The organism is Pseudoalteromonas undina, assembly GCF_000238275.3.
GTDB classification, from domain to species: Bacteria; Pseudomonadota; Gammaproteobacteria; order Enterobacterales; family Alteromonadaceae; genus Pseudoalteromonas; species Pseudoalteromonas undina.
The window spans coordinates 2068387-2084353 of sequence record NZ_AHCF03000003.1 but is presented as its reverse complement, the minus strand read 5'-3'; the positions used below and the strand labels follow the sequence as shown (position 1 = coordinate 2084353).

Annotated in this window: 18 protein-coding genes; 11 read left to right on the top strand and 7 right to left on the bottom strand. The window is 40.1% G+C overall.

The window, feature by feature from the left end; genetic code table 11:
* Nucleotides 1-100: 100 nt before the first annotated feature.
* Both PUND_RS13270 and PUND_RS13265 read right to left on the bottom strand, forming a co-directional pair.
* Nucleotides 101-535, bottom strand: a complete 435-nt coding sequence (locus PUND_RS13270; RefSeq protein WP_010391077.1) for a CopD family protein — start codon at nt 533-535, stop codon at nt 101-103.
* 16 nt (nt 536-551) lie between these two features.
* On the bottom strand, nt 552-2234 hold the full coding sequence (locus PUND_RS13265) for a chloride channel protein (protein WP_010391078.1): 1683 nt from the start codon (nt 2232-2234) through the stop codon (nt 552-554).
* 238 nt (nt 2235-2472) lie between these two features.
* On the opposite strand from PUND_RS13265, the gene erpA reads away from it, so the two are divergent.
* The gene (gene erpA / locus PUND_RS13260) at nt 2473-2811 is read left to right on the top strand and encodes an iron-sulfur cluster insertion protein ErpA (RefSeq protein WP_002958911.1); all 339 of its coding nucleotides are present in this window, start codon (nt 2473-2475) and stop codon (nt 2809-2811) included.
* Between the two features lie 57 nt (nt 2812-2868).
* Here the strand turns inward: erpA and PUND_RS13255 are convergent, their stop codons facing one another.
* The gene (locus PUND_RS13255) at nt 2869-3057 is read right to left on the bottom strand and encodes a hypothetical protein (RefSeq protein ID WP_010391080.1); all 189 of its coding nucleotides are present in this window, start codon (nt 3055-3057) and stop codon (nt 2869-2871) included.
* A 366-nt stretch (nt 3058-3423) separates the two neighbouring features.
* On the opposite strand from PUND_RS13255, the gene PUND_RS13250 reads away from it, so the two are divergent.
* On the top strand, nt 3424-3663 hold the full coding sequence (locus tag PUND_RS13250; RefSeq protein WP_008111877.1) for a helix-turn-helix domain-containing protein: 240 nt from the start codon (nt 3424-3426) through the stop codon (nt 3661-3663).
* Between the two features lie 72 nt (nt 3664-3735).
* Here PUND_RS13250 and PUND_RS13245 read toward each other — a convergent pair whose 3' ends face one another.
* The 4 genes from PUND_RS13245 to PUND_RS13230 are packed head-to-tail and all read right to left on the bottom strand — an operon-like array spanning nt 3736 to nt 7496.
* Nucleotides 3736-5112, bottom strand: coding sequence for an AmpG family muropeptide MFS transporter (locus tag PUND_RS13245; RefSeq protein WP_010391082.1), 1377 nt, complete (start codon nt 5110-5112; stop codon nt 3736-3738).
* 51 nt (nt 5113-5163) lie between these two features.
* Nucleotides 5164-5784: a peptidylprolyl isomerase gene (locus PUND_RS13240; protein ID WP_008111880.1), complete on the bottom strand. Its 621-nt coding sequence runs from the start codon at nt 5782-5784 to the stop codon at nt 5164-5166.
* A gap of 2 nt (nt 5785-5786) precedes the next feature.
* Nucleotides 5787-6347, bottom strand: a complete 561-nt coding sequence (locus PUND_RS13235) for a YajG family lipoprotein (protein WP_010391084.1) — start codon at nt 6345-6347, stop codon at nt 5787-5789.
* On the bottom strand, nt 6348-7496 hold the full coding sequence (locus tag PUND_RS13230; protein ID WP_008111883.1) for a methyltransferase: 1149 nt from the start codon (nt 7494-7496) through the stop codon (nt 6348-6350).
* Nucleotides 7497-7539: 43 nt separating this feature from the next.
* Between PUND_RS13230 and PUND_RS13225 the strand changes: the two genes are divergently transcribed.
* The 9 genes from PUND_RS13225 (at nt 7540) to nqrF (ending at nt 15960) form a co-directional block, all read left to right on the top strand.
* Complete coding sequence (locus tag PUND_RS13225) at nt 7540-8139, top strand: alpha-ketoglutarate-dependent dioxygenase AlkB family protein (protein WP_010391085.1); 600 nt, start codon at nt 7540-7542, stop codon at nt 8137-8139.
* A gap of 69 nt (nt 8140-8208) precedes the next feature.
* On the top strand, nt 8209-8520 hold the full coding sequence (locus PUND_RS13220; protein WP_010391086.1) for a BolA family protein: 312 nt from the start codon (nt 8209-8211) through the stop codon (nt 8518-8520).
* 108 nt (nt 8521-8628) lie between these two features.
* Nucleotides 8629-9822 carry an enoyl-ACP reductase FabV gene (fabV, locus tag PUND_RS13215; protein ID WP_010391087.1) on the top strand — a complete coding sequence of 398 codons (1194 nt, stop codon included), beginning with the start codon at nt 8629-8631 and terminating at the stop codon, nt 9820-9822.
* Nucleotides 9823-10175: 353 nt separating this feature from the next.
* Complete coding sequence (locus PUND_RS13210) at nt 10176-11519, top strand: Na(+)-translocating NADH-quinone reductase subunit A (protein WP_010391088.1); 1344 nt, start codon at nt 10176-10178, stop codon at nt 11517-11519.
* 1 nt (nt 11520) lies between these two features.
* Nucleotides 11521-12726 (top strand): NADH:ubiquinone reductase (Na(+)-transporting) subunit B, encoded by a 1206-nt coding sequence (locus PUND_RS13205; protein WP_008111893.1) that lies wholly within the window; start codon nt 11521-11523, stop codon nt 12724-12726.
* Entirely contained in the window at nt 12719-13468 is a 750-nt protein-coding gene (locus tag PUND_RS13200; protein ID WP_008111895.1) for a Na(+)-translocating NADH-quinone reductase subunit C, read from the top strand. The genes PUND_RS13205 and PUND_RS13200 overlap by 8 nt, the downstream gene beginning before the upstream one ends.
* The gene (locus PUND_RS13195) at nt 13468-14100 is read left to right on the top strand and encodes an NADH:ubiquinone reductase (Na(+)-transporting) subunit D (RefSeq protein ID WP_006791491.1); all 633 of its coding nucleotides are present in this window, start codon (nt 13468-13470) and stop codon (nt 14098-14100) included. The genes PUND_RS13200 and PUND_RS13195 overlap by 1 nt, the downstream gene beginning before the upstream one ends.
* A gap of 10 nt (nt 14101-14110) precedes the next feature.
* The gene (gene nqrE / locus PUND_RS13190; protein WP_010391096.1) at nt 14111-14719 is read left to right on the top strand and encodes an NADH:ubiquinone reductase (Na(+)-transporting) subunit E; all 609 of its coding nucleotides are present in this window, start codon (nt 14111-14113) and stop codon (nt 14717-14719) included.
* A 17-nt stretch (nt 14720-14736) separates the two neighbouring features.
* Nucleotides 14737-15960: an NADH:ubiquinone reductase (Na(+)-transporting) subunit F gene (gene nqrF / locus PUND_RS13185; protein WP_008111899.1), complete on the top strand. Its 1224-nt coding sequence runs from the start codon at nt 14737-14739 to the stop codon at nt 15958-15960.
* Nucleotides 15961-15967: the final 7 nt, after the last annotated feature.

Here is a 15967-nt window from a genome sequence, read left to right as displayed (position 1 = left end):
AGTTATTCAAAAAGGCGCGATAATCCATAAAGGAGCACGCAATCGCGCGTATTATACAAACTTAGTTTGCGACTTGGCAGTGTAATTTATAATCCTGTATTTAAAAGCTTGGCTTAATAATGGCTAAAGCAACTATAACGAGTAACGCTAAAACAGGTAGCTCGTTGAAAATTCGGTAAAACCGATCGCTTTTTGTATTTCTATCGTGTTTAAAATCAGCTAATAATTTGAAACAGTAGCCATGATAAATATATAAAATGATTACCAGCACTAGTTTATAATGGAGCCACATACTGTAACGAAACCATTCGCGGCCGTATTCAACAATAGTTAATACGCCAAACACTGCGGTAAGCACAGCAAAGGGGGTAACAAAATAAAGCAGCCGACGTTCCATTACTTTTAGCATTGAGTTACACGATTTTTCTTCACTCATAGCGTGATAAACAAAAAGTCGAGGTAGGTAAAAAATACCGGCAAACCAAGCAATCATAAAAAATACGTGCAAGGTTTTGTAAATTAATAATGCGCTCATACTGTTCTCATTATTGTTAAAGTAAACTGTTACGTATGGTTAGAATATGATGGATTTGATCCCACCTTAGTAATCCCATAATTTGTTGATTATCTAATAAGTTATATACATAAAGTGCACCACTGCGTTTATCATTTAAAATTTCAAAGGCATCTGCAAGAGTGGCCTGGCTGCTGATACCTTGTAAGCTAATGTACTTTATATTGACCGCCTGATCAGACATTAAACTTAAGTCATATTCAGCTAGGCGATAACCATTTTCCTCGTCAAACACAATTAACGGTGTTTGGCTGTCCATGGCATCTAGACTGTTTTTTATTTGCTCTTTATCGTCAGAGTAGAGCAGTTTAAAGTCTTCATCCATGTCATCCATCACCCCTACTTTTTGTAATGCCTCAGTGGCCGGAGATACATGGTAAGGTAATCCCTGAAAGTCTAATTGCTGTAAAAATATAGAGCGGTTACCAAACACCTGCAAAGCTGTAACGTAGGCGGTGGTAATGACGATCATCGCCGGTACAATAATTTCAGGTGAAGAGGTCAGCTCCATCACGGTAGTTAGTGCCGCTAAGGGAGAGTGCAATGTGGCAGCTAGTAAGCCTGCCATGCCGAGCACCCCATAAGTACCAGCTATGTCAGTTCCTGGGCTAATAAACTGGGCAAAAAATGCCATTAAAGTGCCGGTTAAAACGCCAAGTCCAATAACCGGACCAATTAACCCACCAGGAATACCTAAGCCAATAGCAAACAAGGTGGCTAATAACTTAGCAATTAAAATAGTGGTAAGTAGTTGCATGTTTTCAGGTGACTCTACAGCAATGGTTATCGCACTCATCCCTGAGCCCATAGCTTGTGGAACTGCATAGGCAATTAAGCTGGCAATACACCCTGCAATTATTAAACGAGGAAACATACTTAGTGGTTTAAAGGTTTTAATAATCAGCATTAAGTTTTGATTAAAAGCATAAGCCACCGCGCCCAGCCCCATGCCGCACAAAATTAAATAGGGGTAATGCCACCCACTTAAAGGGGCAATGCTTATTAGCGCAAGTTCTGAGCCTTCACCAAATACAAATTGAGTGGCTAATGCACCGGTAACGGCTGCGAGCATTATCGGCACAAAAATATGCACTTTGTATTCTCTGAGCACCACTTCCATTACAAAAATAACCGCAGCAAGCGGGGTATTGAACGACGCAGCAATTCCCGCAGCAACGCCACATCCACTGAGGGTACGCATAGCGTTGTGAGGTAAGTGTAATTTATTCGCTAATATGCTTGCCCCGGCAGCCCCCATGTGAACTGATGGGCCTTCGCGGCCAACAGAGAAACCGCTGATCAGCGCCAGTGCACCACCAACAAACTGATTAACCGTGTTATACAGTGGCATTTGCCCGTAATGGCGCTTAATTCTGTGTATTACAAAAGGAATACCTAAGCGGTAATGTTTAAAGCCAGTGAAAGCCGCAAATGTAGCTATTAATAACGCTGCAACTAAAGGCATTAATACCCGTTCTAAAGTGGGAAGGGTGGTAAAATCGTCAGGGGTTTCTAGAAATAAACTTTGAAAAAATAAAATGGTTAAACGAAACAGTATAATAAAAAATGCAGCAATTAATCCGGCACTTACGCCTAATAAGCATAATTGTACGGATGTTTTTGGTTTTGCTAATCGACGTCTCAGTCGCTCAAGCCACATGCTTTATTTCCCCGTAGCATTTTTAGGCGTCAAGTTTATCAAAATAGTCTAGGGAAGTCCTTGAGATTTTTAACAACAGATTAATTTAAATTTAATTTAATCTGCACCTATTCACAGAGTGAGCTAAACAAGCCATGTTATCATTGGGGCGTGGAAGCATGGATTAACTATACTTGATTAAAATACTCAGGTATTAGATAATCTCGCGCATTAGTATTAAGGTATTGAGGGTTATAAGATGTCTGAAGAATTACCCATTAAGTTTAGCGACGCAGCCGCTGTGCGTGTTAAACAGTTAATCGACGAAGAAGAAAACCCAGATCTAAAACTGCGTGTTTATGTCACAGGCGGTGGGTGTTCAGGTTTTCAATACGGCTTTACTTTTGATGAAAAAGCGAATCCTGGCGATTTAGAAATTGTTAAAAATGGGGTTACCTTAGTCATTGACCCTATGAGTATCCAGTATTTAGTTGATGGCGAAGTTGACTACACTGAAGGATTAGAGGGGGCACGCTTTTTTGTCTCTAACCCTAATGCCACAACAACGTGTGGCTGTGGTGCTAGTTTTAGCGTATAAAAATATCGTTATCCAAAAAAACCGCTTAATCAGCGGTTTTTTTATGTGCTTAAAAAATCATAACTCAGTTGGGCTGTACTCTGTTATTTGCATCATTAACACAAAAAAGCCAAGCACAAACGCAGAGAAAGCTAAAATATAGATAAAGCCTTTTTTACCCTGCTTTAATGGAATAGCATAATGGCGTAAAAAAAAGTACCAACCTAAGCACAAAATAATAGGTAGTAAAAAGAGTAGTCTAAACATGATTTGATCTCTATAAGCTAGGGTCAATAGACCTTAATAATAAACAGCTTATATTTAAATGAAACAAAAAAGTTATAAAATATTTAACCTTATTCAGACTTAGTAAATATTTGTTGTTAAACTTTAATCGTAGAATTACCAATTAATCATTCAGATCAACGGTGAATGGTATATAATGTATCCAAGAATGAAACGGGCAAGGTTTCATTTTTCACAATAATAAAGAGTTAGTACATATTTTAGTGTTTTTGTTGATTGAATTGTAAGCGTTTACACTGCGCCTTAGTTAGTGGCAGTGAGTTTATAGTGTTGATCACAATGAGCACTTGGCAATATGTACAGTTAAACAACGAGTAGGAGTTGTATATGATGGGTAAAACCGTATCTTCGGAAGAAAATGCAAAGTTAACAAAGTGGCTTAAAACTAAGCGCCATGAAAAAGGCTACACAATGCGCAGCCTAGCGCAAATTTTGGGTACGCCACATTCTTTTATTGGCAAAATTGAAAATCAAGAGCGTCGCTTAGATGTGATTGAGTTTGTTCGCTACTGTAATGCATTAGAAGTCGACCCGTATGAAGCATTAAGCTTAATTAAAGCTGACTAACGCTGTTAGGCTGTAATCGTAAAGTTAAATCTAACGTCTACAGCCAATACTAATGCAGGGATGCATTAGGTGTTACCTACTATGATAATTTTGCTCTAATGCATATAGTTTGTGCCTAATTAGATATAAAAATATTAATGAAGGTAAAACCATAAGTGCTGTTAAAACAAAAAATAATGACCAATTCCCCATCAGCCAATCATCAATAACCACGCCGCTGTAACTCGATAATAACGTACGCCCTAAGTTCCCTAAGGATGCCAATAGCGCATAATGAGTGGCGCTAAATGCTCTGTCACACAGCATAGATATAAAAGCAACCATCGCCACTAAAGACCAAGCTTGGGTAAAACCATCAACTACAATCGCCATTGCATATAAGTGTTCTTGTGGCCCTGCTAGGGCAATCCAAGAAAACATTAAGTTAGATGCAGCCATGGCTACACCACTAATAAATAAGCCTTTTACTATGCCATATTTGTGGTTAAAAATACTGCCCAAAAAGGCAAATACAATGGTGATTAAACCCGTGCCCAGCTTGGAGTAATTTGCTATTTGGGTATTACTAAAGCCCACTTCTTTATAAAATACAATCGACATTCGTGCTAAAAATGCTTCACCAATTTTAAATAAGAAAATAAATGCCAGCAGTGCTAAAGCGGTTTTAACCCCATTTTTAGCAAAAAAGGTTTTAAATGGGTCAACCACGGTAACGCCTAACCATGCAAGCGTTTTTGTCAGTGGAGTTTGTTTAGTTGTTGCGAGCTTTTCAAGGTAAACACGTTCTAGCTCGGCATGAACGGCTTCGCGATTTGATTGCGGCTCTTTAGCCCAAAACACACAGCTAATTAATAACAGCATAATCGCAGATAAAAAATAATAGACCTGCGGCCAGTCTATGTTTGGCATATCTGCCATGTAAAAGGGCACAGCCCCTAATAAAGCATAACCTGTCCACCAACCTGATGTAGCCATTGCGGCGGCTGCGGTGGCTTTGTGAGATTCATTTTCACTAAGGGTGTCTATTCGAAAAGCATCTATAGCAATATCTTGCGTTGCAGAGGCTATGGCGATCAGCAAGCAAAGTGCGGCGGCAATCGCTAGGTTTGCATTTAGATCAAGCCCTGCAAGTAGTAACGTGCCAAGTAAAATAAAGCTTTGGCAAAACAGGATCCAACTACGACGCTGACCAAGCCAGTTGTACAAAAAGGGCAGTTTAGTGCGATCTATTAAAGGCGACCATAAAAAATTGATACTATAGGCACCAAACACAATGCCAAATAAGCCTATCATGCTGCGACTTAAACCTTCATCTTTAAGCCAAGCCGACATTACCGAGCCAATTAACACCCACGGAAAACCACTGCTCATTCCAAATATAAAAACATTAATTAAACGTTTATCTTTAAAATAAGAAAAGTATTCGCGAACAGAAAGTGTGCTATTCATAGGGGCTCATTGGCTCATAGAAAGAGCAGCCAAAGCTGCTCTGATAAAAAGTTATAAAGGAACTTGTTCAAGCACCTTGATATTTAATATAACAACCGGTTTTTCAGGGACAAAGTTGTAGCCAATTTTATCATTAAAACCCGTTTTTACAGCCATGATTTTATCGAGCGTCTCATAACCTTCCATAACACTGCCAAACACGGCAAATCCCCAATCTCGCCCTGGATTTAAATGGTCATTGTCATCCATGTTAAAAAAGAACTGACGCGTTCCTGAGTGTGGTTCTCGATCTTGATAGGCCATAGCAATGCTATACATATCGTTAGTTAGGCCGTTACCGCTTTCATTAAAAATAGGGTCGTTTTCATGCAGGCCATCGTAATCTTTATCATAACCACCGCCTTGAATTACAAAATCACGATCATTTTCTACATCGCGTTCTACACGATGAAACACACTGCCTTGATAGCTTTTATCAGACACGTAAGTCAAAAAGTTATTAACCGTAATAGGGGCTCTTGAGCGGTCTAGCTCAACCACAATACTACCCAACGATGTCACAATTTCTACTCGAGGGAAAATATTATCTTTTTGCACAAAGCGGCCTTCTTGTGCCGCTAAACTATTTACGCTAAAAAATAAGCTTACGCAGATTAAAAAAAGTTGCTTCATTATTAACCTTCTAAAAATGCAATTAATTCAGGGTCAGATACAATGCGGGTAATTAACTGCTCAGTCAACTTATTGAGCTGACCTTCAATTTTTGCCCTATCATGACCAAGTGGTCCAGATAAATTAGCATTACCGCTATAACGCTTACTGAAATTACTGGTAGGGCGAATCACTCGTACTTCAAATTCAATCTTGGCATCACTGGTATGGCTCATTAGCTTTTCTGTAACCACAGCTTGCAGTGCGTGAATATCTAACTCAAAGCGCAATTGCGCTAAATTAGAAATGCTAGCGCCATTGCGACTAAGCGCACTGTCTAGCGCACTTTTAACTGACTCAGTAATACCCGTGCTGGCAATGGTTTTTGTTTTGCTTGATTCAATAAGCTTTAAGGTTGCACTGTCACCACGTAAATCAATCACGCTGGTGTTTAAGCTGTTATTGATTGAGCTTATTTGTCCACTTTTATAGACGGGATTGAGAATAAGCTGATTAGGCTGATTGGCACATCCCGAAAAAATCACTAAAGTACAACAGCTCAATAATGCTTTTAAGAGTTTCATTTATAACGTCCCACTATTTTTAGTTGCGCTGAGTACCACAAACTTTTTATTAGAGCCTAATAAAGTACAGTTACCAAACATACGGTTTAGTTTGTCATGATAATCTAAATGACGATTGCCAATAATACGCAGCTCGCCACCTTCTTTTAATGTGTCTTTTGCTTGTTTAAACATTTGCCACGCGATGTGGTCGGTAACCGCTTGTGCTTGGTGAAATGGCGGATTACACAATACAATATCAGCACTTTCACGTTCAAAGTCAGTTAAACAATCATTCTCTATAAAAGTACATTGTTCAAACTTGTCTTCCATGTTTAATTCAATGTTGAGTCGAGCTGATTCAACCGCCATATACGACTCATCAACAAAGCTAATATGAGCATTAGGACAGCGCGCTAATGTCATTAAACCAACCACGCCATTACCACAGCCTAAATCAATAATATTTTTTGCTTTATTTGTTTGCGGCAAGTAATTGAAAAAGAAACGTGCGCCAATATCAAGTGAATCACGCGAAAACACATTTGCATGATTACTTATTGTAAAATCAGTGCCTTCAAGTGGCCAGCTGACTGGGAAATCTGCGCCTTTATAACCGCCAGCGGCTTGGCTAATAATTAAACGTGATTTTTTTACTGCAAGACTTGTTTTCGTCTCACCAATAAAGTTTTCAAATGCTTTAATAGTAGAGTTATGTACGTCTTTAGTTTTTGCAGCACCAATAACTGGCGTATCTGGCGCGAGAACCTCGCTTAATTCAGATAGCTGATATTGTAAAAAAGCCAACGTGCGTGGTACTTTTACCAACACTAGGTCTACTTGCTCAGGCAGAGCCGACAAACTATCAAGCTGGCTAAACGCAGTCGTCGCGATTTTGTTTTCCGCTAAGTTATAAGCAGCCGCCTGATGGCTAATATATGAGTCGTTTACTGAACAAACTGTTAATTGTTGCTTGCTAAAGTAGCAGCTAAGTGCTCCAAAACTGTCGTTTAAGATCAGTAACGAGCGACAATCAGGATAGTGTTCATTAACATAGTCAATAAGGTATTCGTCTGCTGAATCCCACGCTTGTAAGCTGCGGTTTTTTTGATCCAAAGGAAAGCGTTCAAGAGTAAAAGTGTTATCGCCGAGCGTAGCTTGCGTAGTCATAATAGTTTAATGATCGGTAATCAAATGATAGGTAAATTCTAACATGCAACCGCCAAACGCCAACCCCCAACTGTTACCAAATGGCTTTTCTTATCAAAGTAAGGTACTTAGCGCACAAAAAAGCCTCGATTTATTTTATTATTTGCAGCAAAACCTGAATTGGCAACAGCCAAACATTACAGTGTTTGGTAAAACGGGGCCAATACCTAGGCTACAATGTTTTATCAGCGAAGAAAATCTTGAGTACGGTTATTCTGGGCATAAACTCGACTTAGAGCCTTGGCCAGACGTATTACTTGCCATGCGAACACGTTTAGAAAATCACCTACAGCAACCATTTAACTCAATTTTGGTTAATTATTATCGGGATGGCCACGATTGTATGGGTTGGCATAGCGATGACGAGGCTGAGCTAGGGCCTGAGCCTACCATAGCGTGTGTGTCGCTTGGTGCAGAGCGGTTATTTAAACTTAAACACAAAGTAAGCAACAGCATTACTAACATCAAATTACAAAGTGGTAGTTGTTTAATAATGAACGGACAGAGCCAACAAAATTACCAACATGCGTTGCCTAAACAAACTACGCTTAAACACCCGCGGATAAGTTTAACGTTTCGCTATATTAATAATAGTTTCAGTTAAATAGCATTAGCCATGGTGTAGCCGCAGTTGTTATAGTAACCATATAACTGAATTTTGAGGGTGGTTTTTATGTCAATGCAACAACAAATACGTGACAAGCTAGCAAATGCTATTGCGTGTAAGCATTTAAATGTTATTAACGAAAGCCATATGCACAGTGCGGGGACTGAATCTCACTTTAAAGTGATTGTAGTCAGTGAAGAATTCGCTGGTAAGCGATTATTGCAGCGTCATCGTGAAATTAATGAAATTTTAAAAGATGAGCTGGCAAATCATATTCATGCGCTTGCTATGCACACTTACACTCCTGAAGAGTTTACCGAGCACGACGGAGAGGCACCGCAATCGCCTAATTGTATGGGCGGCTCAAAAGTTGGATAACAGGTAATAGTGGATTGGTTTGAGCAGTGAGTAACTGATCAGATCAGTTTTTTTGTTTTAGCCTTTAAACTAGCGCTAATTTTTATTGTAAAAGATATAGGATGATCAATGGTCATTAAGCCTAAAATTCGCGGATTTATCTGCACCAATGCACACCCAGTTGGCTGTGCAGAGCATGTTCAAGAACAAATTAATTATGTTAAGCAGCAAGGAGCATTAAAAAATGCGCCTAAAAATGTATTAGTTATTGGTGCGTCTACAGGTTATGGCCTTGCATCTCGTATTACCGCTGCATTTGGTGGTGGCGCTAAAACATTGGGTGTGTTCTTTGAAAAAGAAGGCACTGAACGTAAAACAGGCTCTGCGGGTTGGTACAACACGGCGGCATTTCAAGCAGCCGCTGAAGCTGAAGGCTTGTGGTCTAAAAATATTAATGGTGATGCGTTTTCTAACGAAATCAAACAAAAAACAATCGACACCATTAAAGCTGAATTAGGTAAAGTTGACTGTATTATTTACAGCTTAGCATCACCTCGTCGTACTGATCCAAATACAGGGGAAGTGTTTTCTTCAACACTTAAGCCAATTGGTAATGCGGTAACGACTAAAAACTTAAATACGTCAAAGCGTGAAATTGATGAAGTAACTGTTGAAGCAGCAAACCAAGACGATATCGACAACACCATTAAAGTAATGGGTGGCGAAGACTGGGAAATGTGGATTGACGCCCTTAAAGACGCTGATGTACTAGCAGATAACTTTAAAACAACGGCTTACACATACATTGGTAAAGAACTAACTTGGCCAATATATGGACATGCAACCATAGGTAAGGCAAAAGAAGATCTAGACCGTGCCACTGCAGCTATTAAAGCCGCTACCCAAGATTTAAATGGCGAAGCTTACGTTTCTTCACTTAATGCGGTTGTTACCCAAGCAAGCTCGGCAATCCCAATAATGCCGCTTTACATTTCGGCACTATTTAAAGTGATGAAGGCTGATGGCACTTACGAGGGCACAATTGAGCAAATTCATGCGTTATTTAATGAAAACCTATACGGTGATTCACCACGTTTTGATGAGGGCGGACATTTATTCCAAAACTACAAAGAGCTGGAAGATGACGTTCAAGCACGTGTTCAAACTATTTGGGATAGTGTAGACACAAGTTCAATTGATGAGTTAACGGATTACGTGGGCTACCATAATGAGTTTTTACGCCTATTTGGTTTTGGCATTGATACGGTTGATTACGAGCAAGATGTTAATCCTGTTGCGCCAATTGCAAATATGATTGATTAATCTGTAGCTAGTAATGCAATTTTGAAAAAGTCGCCTAGTGCGACTTTTTTGTTTTTTAGCCTTGATTTGAAAAAAATTTTGCTATTTGTTGGTTTATTTACCACTTTGGTCTAGCTTGTATTTTATTAATTATGAATTACAAAACTAAATAAACGTTTCTCTCGTATAATTTTCATAAATACACTCGCATAGTCAGTCACAATAATGTTAAAATCAAAGCAATATGTGAGGAGTTTTACTGCGCTGCTTGTTTGGTATCTATAGCGAGTCATTTTATAGCTTGCAATAATACAAATAGCGGCGTGGTTGGTACGATTTTTCAGTTTCTTTCCGTTAATGTAGTGCAAGTGCGTATGATCAATATAAAAAAAGGTCTGGATTTACCCTTAGAGGGCGCACCTCAGCAAGTTATTCATGATGGTTCTGCCGTCAAACGTGTAGCTGTGCTAGGTGAAGAGTTTATCGGTATGCGTCCAACCATGCATGTTCGTGTGGATGACCAAGTCAAAAAAGGCCAGGTACTTTTTGAAGATAAAAAGAACCCAGGCGTATTATTTACTGCACCAGCTTCTGGTACAGTAAAAGAAATTAATCGCGGTGCTAAACGTGTTCTGCAATCTGTTGTTATTGAAGTAAACGGCAGTGAGCAAATCACCTTTGGTTCTTTCTCGGAAACTGAGCTTAACAGCTTAGACCGTGAAAAAGCTAAAGAAGTACTAGTTCAATCGGGTCAATGGACAGCACTTCGTGCTCGCCCATTTAGTAAAATAGCGGCATTGGATGCAAATCCTAGCTCTATTTTTGTGACAGCTATCGATACCAATCCACTTGCTGCAGATCCTGCAGTAGTTATTGCTGAAAATGCGAAAGCGTTTGAAGCAGGTTTGGCTGTCGTGTCACGTTTAACCGATGGCAAAGTATTTGTTTGTAAGCAAGCAGGCAGTCAAGTTCCTAGTTCACCTATTGCTCAAGTAGAAGTACATGAGTTTGGTGGCGTGCACCCAGCTGGCCTTGTTGGCACTCATATCCATCACCTTGACCCAGTATCTGCTAGTAAGCAAGTTTGGCACATTGGTTACCAAGACGTTATTGCGTATGGTCACCTTTTCCTTACTGGTGAAATTTACACAGCCCGTGTGATTTCGCTTGCAGGTCCGCGTGTTAAGAATCCTCGTTTAGTGAAAACACAATTAGGTGCTTCTCTAGATGACTTAGTTGCAGGTGAATTAGAAGACGGTGATAACCGTGTTATTTCTGGTTCTGTACTTGCAGGTGCTACGTCGTCTGGTGTTCATGCATTCTTAGGTCGTTACCACGTTCAAGTATCTGTATTACTTGAAGGTCGCGAAAAAGAGTTGTTTGGCTGGATTGCACCAGGTAGTGATAAATTCTCTGTAACGCGTACATTCTTGTCTCACCTTACACCGAGTCGTTTATTTAAAATGACAACGTCTACAGGCGGTTCAAAACGTGCCATGGTTCCACTTGGAAGCTATGAGCGTGTTATGCCACTTGATATTTTGCCAACGCTTTTATTACGTGACTTATTGTCTCGTGATTTAGACAGTGCAATTTCATTAGGTGCGCTTGAATTAGATGAAGAAGATTTAGCGTTATGCACCTTCGTTTGTCCTGGCAAATACGAGTACGGCGCAGCCCTACGCGATTGCTTAACTACGATCGAGAAGGAAGGCTAAAATGGGCTTAAAAACTTTCTTAGAAGATATCGAACCACATTTTGAACCAGGTGGTAAGCATGAAAAATGGTACGCGCTGTATGAAGCTGCTGCGACTATTTTTTACACGCCAGGTTATGTAAATAAAGGTTCAACTCACGTTCGTGATAACATCGACCTAAAACGCATGATGATTTTAGTGTGGATGGCGACGTTCCCTGCCATGTTCTTTGGTATGTTCAACATTGGTCATCAAGCGGCAATTGCACTTGGTAATGGCTTTGAGCTAGCGAATATTTGGCAAGTAGGTTTATTCCAGTTACTTGGCGGTGAATTAACCGTTGATGCAGGCTGGGGGGCGAAAATGTTCTACGGAGCCTGTTTCTTCCTACCTATTTATGCAACTACCTTTATTGTTGGTGGTTTCTGGGAAGTGTTATTTGCTTCTGTGCGTAAGCATGAAGTTAATGAAGGTTTCTTCGTAACTTCTGTATTGTTTGCATTAATTCTGCCTGCAACGATTCCTTTATGGCAAGTTGCGCTAGGTATTACTTTTGGTGTAGTTATAGCAAAAGAAATATTTGGTGGTACAGGCCGTAACTTCTTAAACCCTGCGCTTGCTGGTCGTGCGTTTTTATTCTTCGCATACCCTGCACAAATTTCAGGTGACACAGTATGGACTGCCGTAGATTCATTCTCTGGCGCGACTATGCTTGGTCAAGCGTTTGCTGGTACGTTAAATTACGCGACTGATATTGAGCTTTGGTGGAATGCGTTTTACGGATTCATTCAAGGTTCTATGGGCGAAACGTCTACACTAGCTGTACTTATTGGTGGTTTATTCCTAATTTACGTGCGCATCGCGTCTTGGCGTATCGTGCTAGGTGTATTCCTAGGTATGGTAGTAACCTCATCAATACTGAACACCATTGGTTCTGAAACCAATGCGATGTTTGCTATGCCTTGGTACTGGCACATGGTATTGGGTGGTTTTGCATTCGGTATGTTCTTTATGGCAACTGACCCTGTATCTGCTGCATTTACTGATAAAGGTAAATTAGCATACGGTGCGCTTATTGGCTTTATGGTTATCATGATCCGTGTTGTTAACCCTGCATACCCAGAGGGCATCATGCTAGCAATCTTATTTGCTAACTTGTTTGCACCTTTATTCGATCACTTTGTAGTGCAAGCTAATATCAAGCGGAGGTTGGCACGTAATGTCTAGTAATAACGAATCAATTGGCAAAACGCTAGCTGTTGTTGTCTCATTATGTTTAGTGTGTGCAGTTATTGTATCGCTAACATCTGTACAACTACGCCCTCTGCAAAAAGCAAATAAAGCAAAAGATATTCAAAGCAATATCTTAGCTGCTGCTGGTATTGGCAAAGTTGATAACGTTGCCGAAACGTTTGATGCTAAAATCGAAACTCGCTTTGTTGATATGCAAAGTGGTGAGTTTGCTGAGCCGGTAGAAGATTTTGACTTTGAAAAAAGCAAATACGATGCTGATTTAAGTAAATCTTTAAAAGAGAATGGTATTAAAGACATCGCCGGTATTCAACGTATTACCAAGCGTGCGCCTGTTTATATCTCTAAAAAAGACGATGGCTCTACTGATGCAATCATCCTTCCTATTCAGGGTTATGGTTTATGGGGTTTAATGTACGGTTTTATCTCGCTTGAAAGCGATGGCGAAACTATTAAAGACATCATTTTCTACAAACATAACGAAACACCTGGTCTAGGTGGTGAAATTCAAAACCCACAGTGGACTGCAACGTGGGAAGGTAAAGAGTTACCAATCCAAATCGTTAAAGGGACTGCAGCCGGTGATGAGCATAAGATCGATGGTCTTTCAGGTGCTACATTAACGTCTAATGGTGTTGACCATGCAGTTGATTTTTGGACTGGCGAAAATGGCTTTGGCCCTTTCCTTGCGAAAGTACGTAAAGGAGCATTGAACTAATGGCTGATACTAAAGAAATGAAGGCGGTCCTATTTGGTCCAGTTTTCGCTAACAACCCAATCGCATTACAAGTACTTGGTATTTGTTCTGCGCTAGCGGTAACGTCTAGCTTAAAAAATGCATTAATCATGTCAATTGCATTGACCTTGGTAACTGCATTCTCTAGCCTTTTTATCTCGACTATTCGTAACCATATCCCTTCATCAGTACGTATCATCGTACAGATGACGATTATTGCATCATTAGTAATCGTGGTTGACCAAGTACTACAAGCTTTCTCTTACGCTACGGCAAAAGAGTTATCAGTATTCGTTGGTCTAATCATTACTAACTGTATCGTAATGGGTCGTGCTGAAGCTTATGCAATGAAGTCGCCGCCATTAATGTCTTTCCTTGATGGTATTGGTAATGGCTTAGGTTACTCTGTAGTGTTACTTACTGTTGGCTTTATTCGTGAGTTATTCGGTAAAGGTTCACTATTCGGTGTTGATATTATTCCATTAGTACAAAATGGTGGTTGGTACCAACCTATGGGTCTATTGATCTTACCACCGAGTGCATTCTTCATCATTGGTTTATTCATTTGGGTACTTCGTACTTATAAGAAAGACCAAGTAGAAGCTAAAGCGTAAGGGGCGATAAGTGGAACATTATATTAGTTTATTTGTAAAAGCCGTTTTTATTGAAAACTTAGCGTTAGCATTCTTCCTAGGTATGTGTACTTTCTTAGCCGTGTCTAAAAAAGTAACTACATCAATTGGCTTAGGTGTAGCGGTTATTGTTGTATTAGGTATTTCAGTACCGGTTAACAACTTGGTTTACCATGCGGTATTAGCACCAGGTTCACTAGAGTGGCTTGGTTACCCAGAAGCAGATCTTAGCTTTTTACGTTTCTTAACTTTCATTGGTGTTATTGCAGCACTAGTGCAAATTCTTGAAATGGCATTAGATAAGTTCTTCCCACCGCTTTACAACGCATTAGGTATTTTCTTACCACTAATCACAGTTAACTGTGCGATTTTTGGTGCGGTAGCCTTCATGGTTGAGCGTAACTATAACTTCGGCGGGTCTGTTGTTTATGGTATTGGCGCTGGTGTGGGTTGGGCGCTTGCAATTACATTACTTGCAGGTATCCGTGAGAAAATGAAGTATTCAGACGTACCAGATGGTTTACGTGGTTTAGGTATTACCTTCATCACTGTTGGCTTGATGGGTCTTGGCTTTATGTCATTCTCTGGTATTTCACTGTAATAATAGCGAGGTCAATCATGGATATTTTCTTAGGCGTTGGTGTTTTTATCGCTATCGTTGTAATACTAGTTTTAATCATCATTGGTGCTAAATCTAAGCTAGTTGCAAGCGGTGATATCATCATCGGCATTAATGGCGATGCAGACAAAGCCATCAAAACATCAGCAGGTAGTAAGCTATTAGGTGCACTATCTGAGTCAGGTATTTTCGTATCTTCTGCATGTGGTGGCGGTGGCTCTTGTGGCCAGTGTCGCGTACACATTAAAGAAGGCGGCGGTGATATTCTGCCAACTGAACTTGACCACATCTCTAAAGGTGAAGCACGTGAAGGTTGTCGCCTAGCGTGTCAGGTTAATGTTAAAAACGACATGGAAATTGAACTTGAAGAGTCAATTTTCGGTGTTAAAAAATGGGATTGTGAAGTTATCTCTAACGATAACAAAGCGACGTTCATTAAAGAACTTAAGCTACAAATTCCTGATGGCGAGTCAGTGCCGTTCCGTGCGGGTGGTTACATCCAGATCGAAGCGCCAGCTCACCATGTTAAATATGCAGATTTCGATATTCCTGAAGAGTATCGTGGCGATTGGAACCATTTTGGTTTCTTCGATCTGGAGTCAAAAGTAGACGAAGAAACAATTCGTGCTTACTCAATGGCTAACTATCCAGAAGAAGAAGGCATCATCATGCTTAACGTGCGTATCGCTACGCCGCCGCCAAGAAACCTAAGCCTACCATGTGGTAAAATGTCTTCGTACATTTGGTCACTTAAAGAAGGCGATAAAGTAACTATTTCTGGTCCATTTGGTGAGTTCTTCGCTAAAGACACAGACGCTGAAATGGTATTCGTAGGTGGTGGTGCAGGTATGGCACCAATGCGTTCACATATCTTTGACCAACTTAAGCGTTTAAACTCTAAGCGTAAAATTAGTTTCTGGTATGGTGCGCGTTCTAAACGTGAAATGTTCTATGTTGAAGATTTTGACGGCCTAGCTGAGCAAAACGAAAACTTCGTTTGGCATACTGCGCTTTCAGATCCGCAACCAGAAGATAACTGGGAAGGCTACACTGGCTTTATCCATAACGTGTTATTTGAGAACTATCTTAAAGATCACGAAGCGCCTGAAGATTGTGAGTTCTACATGTGTGGTCCTCCAATGATGAATGCGGCTGTTATCACTATGCTTAAAGACTTAGGTGTTGAAGAAGAAAACATCTTACTAGATGATTTCGGTGGCTAATACCCAA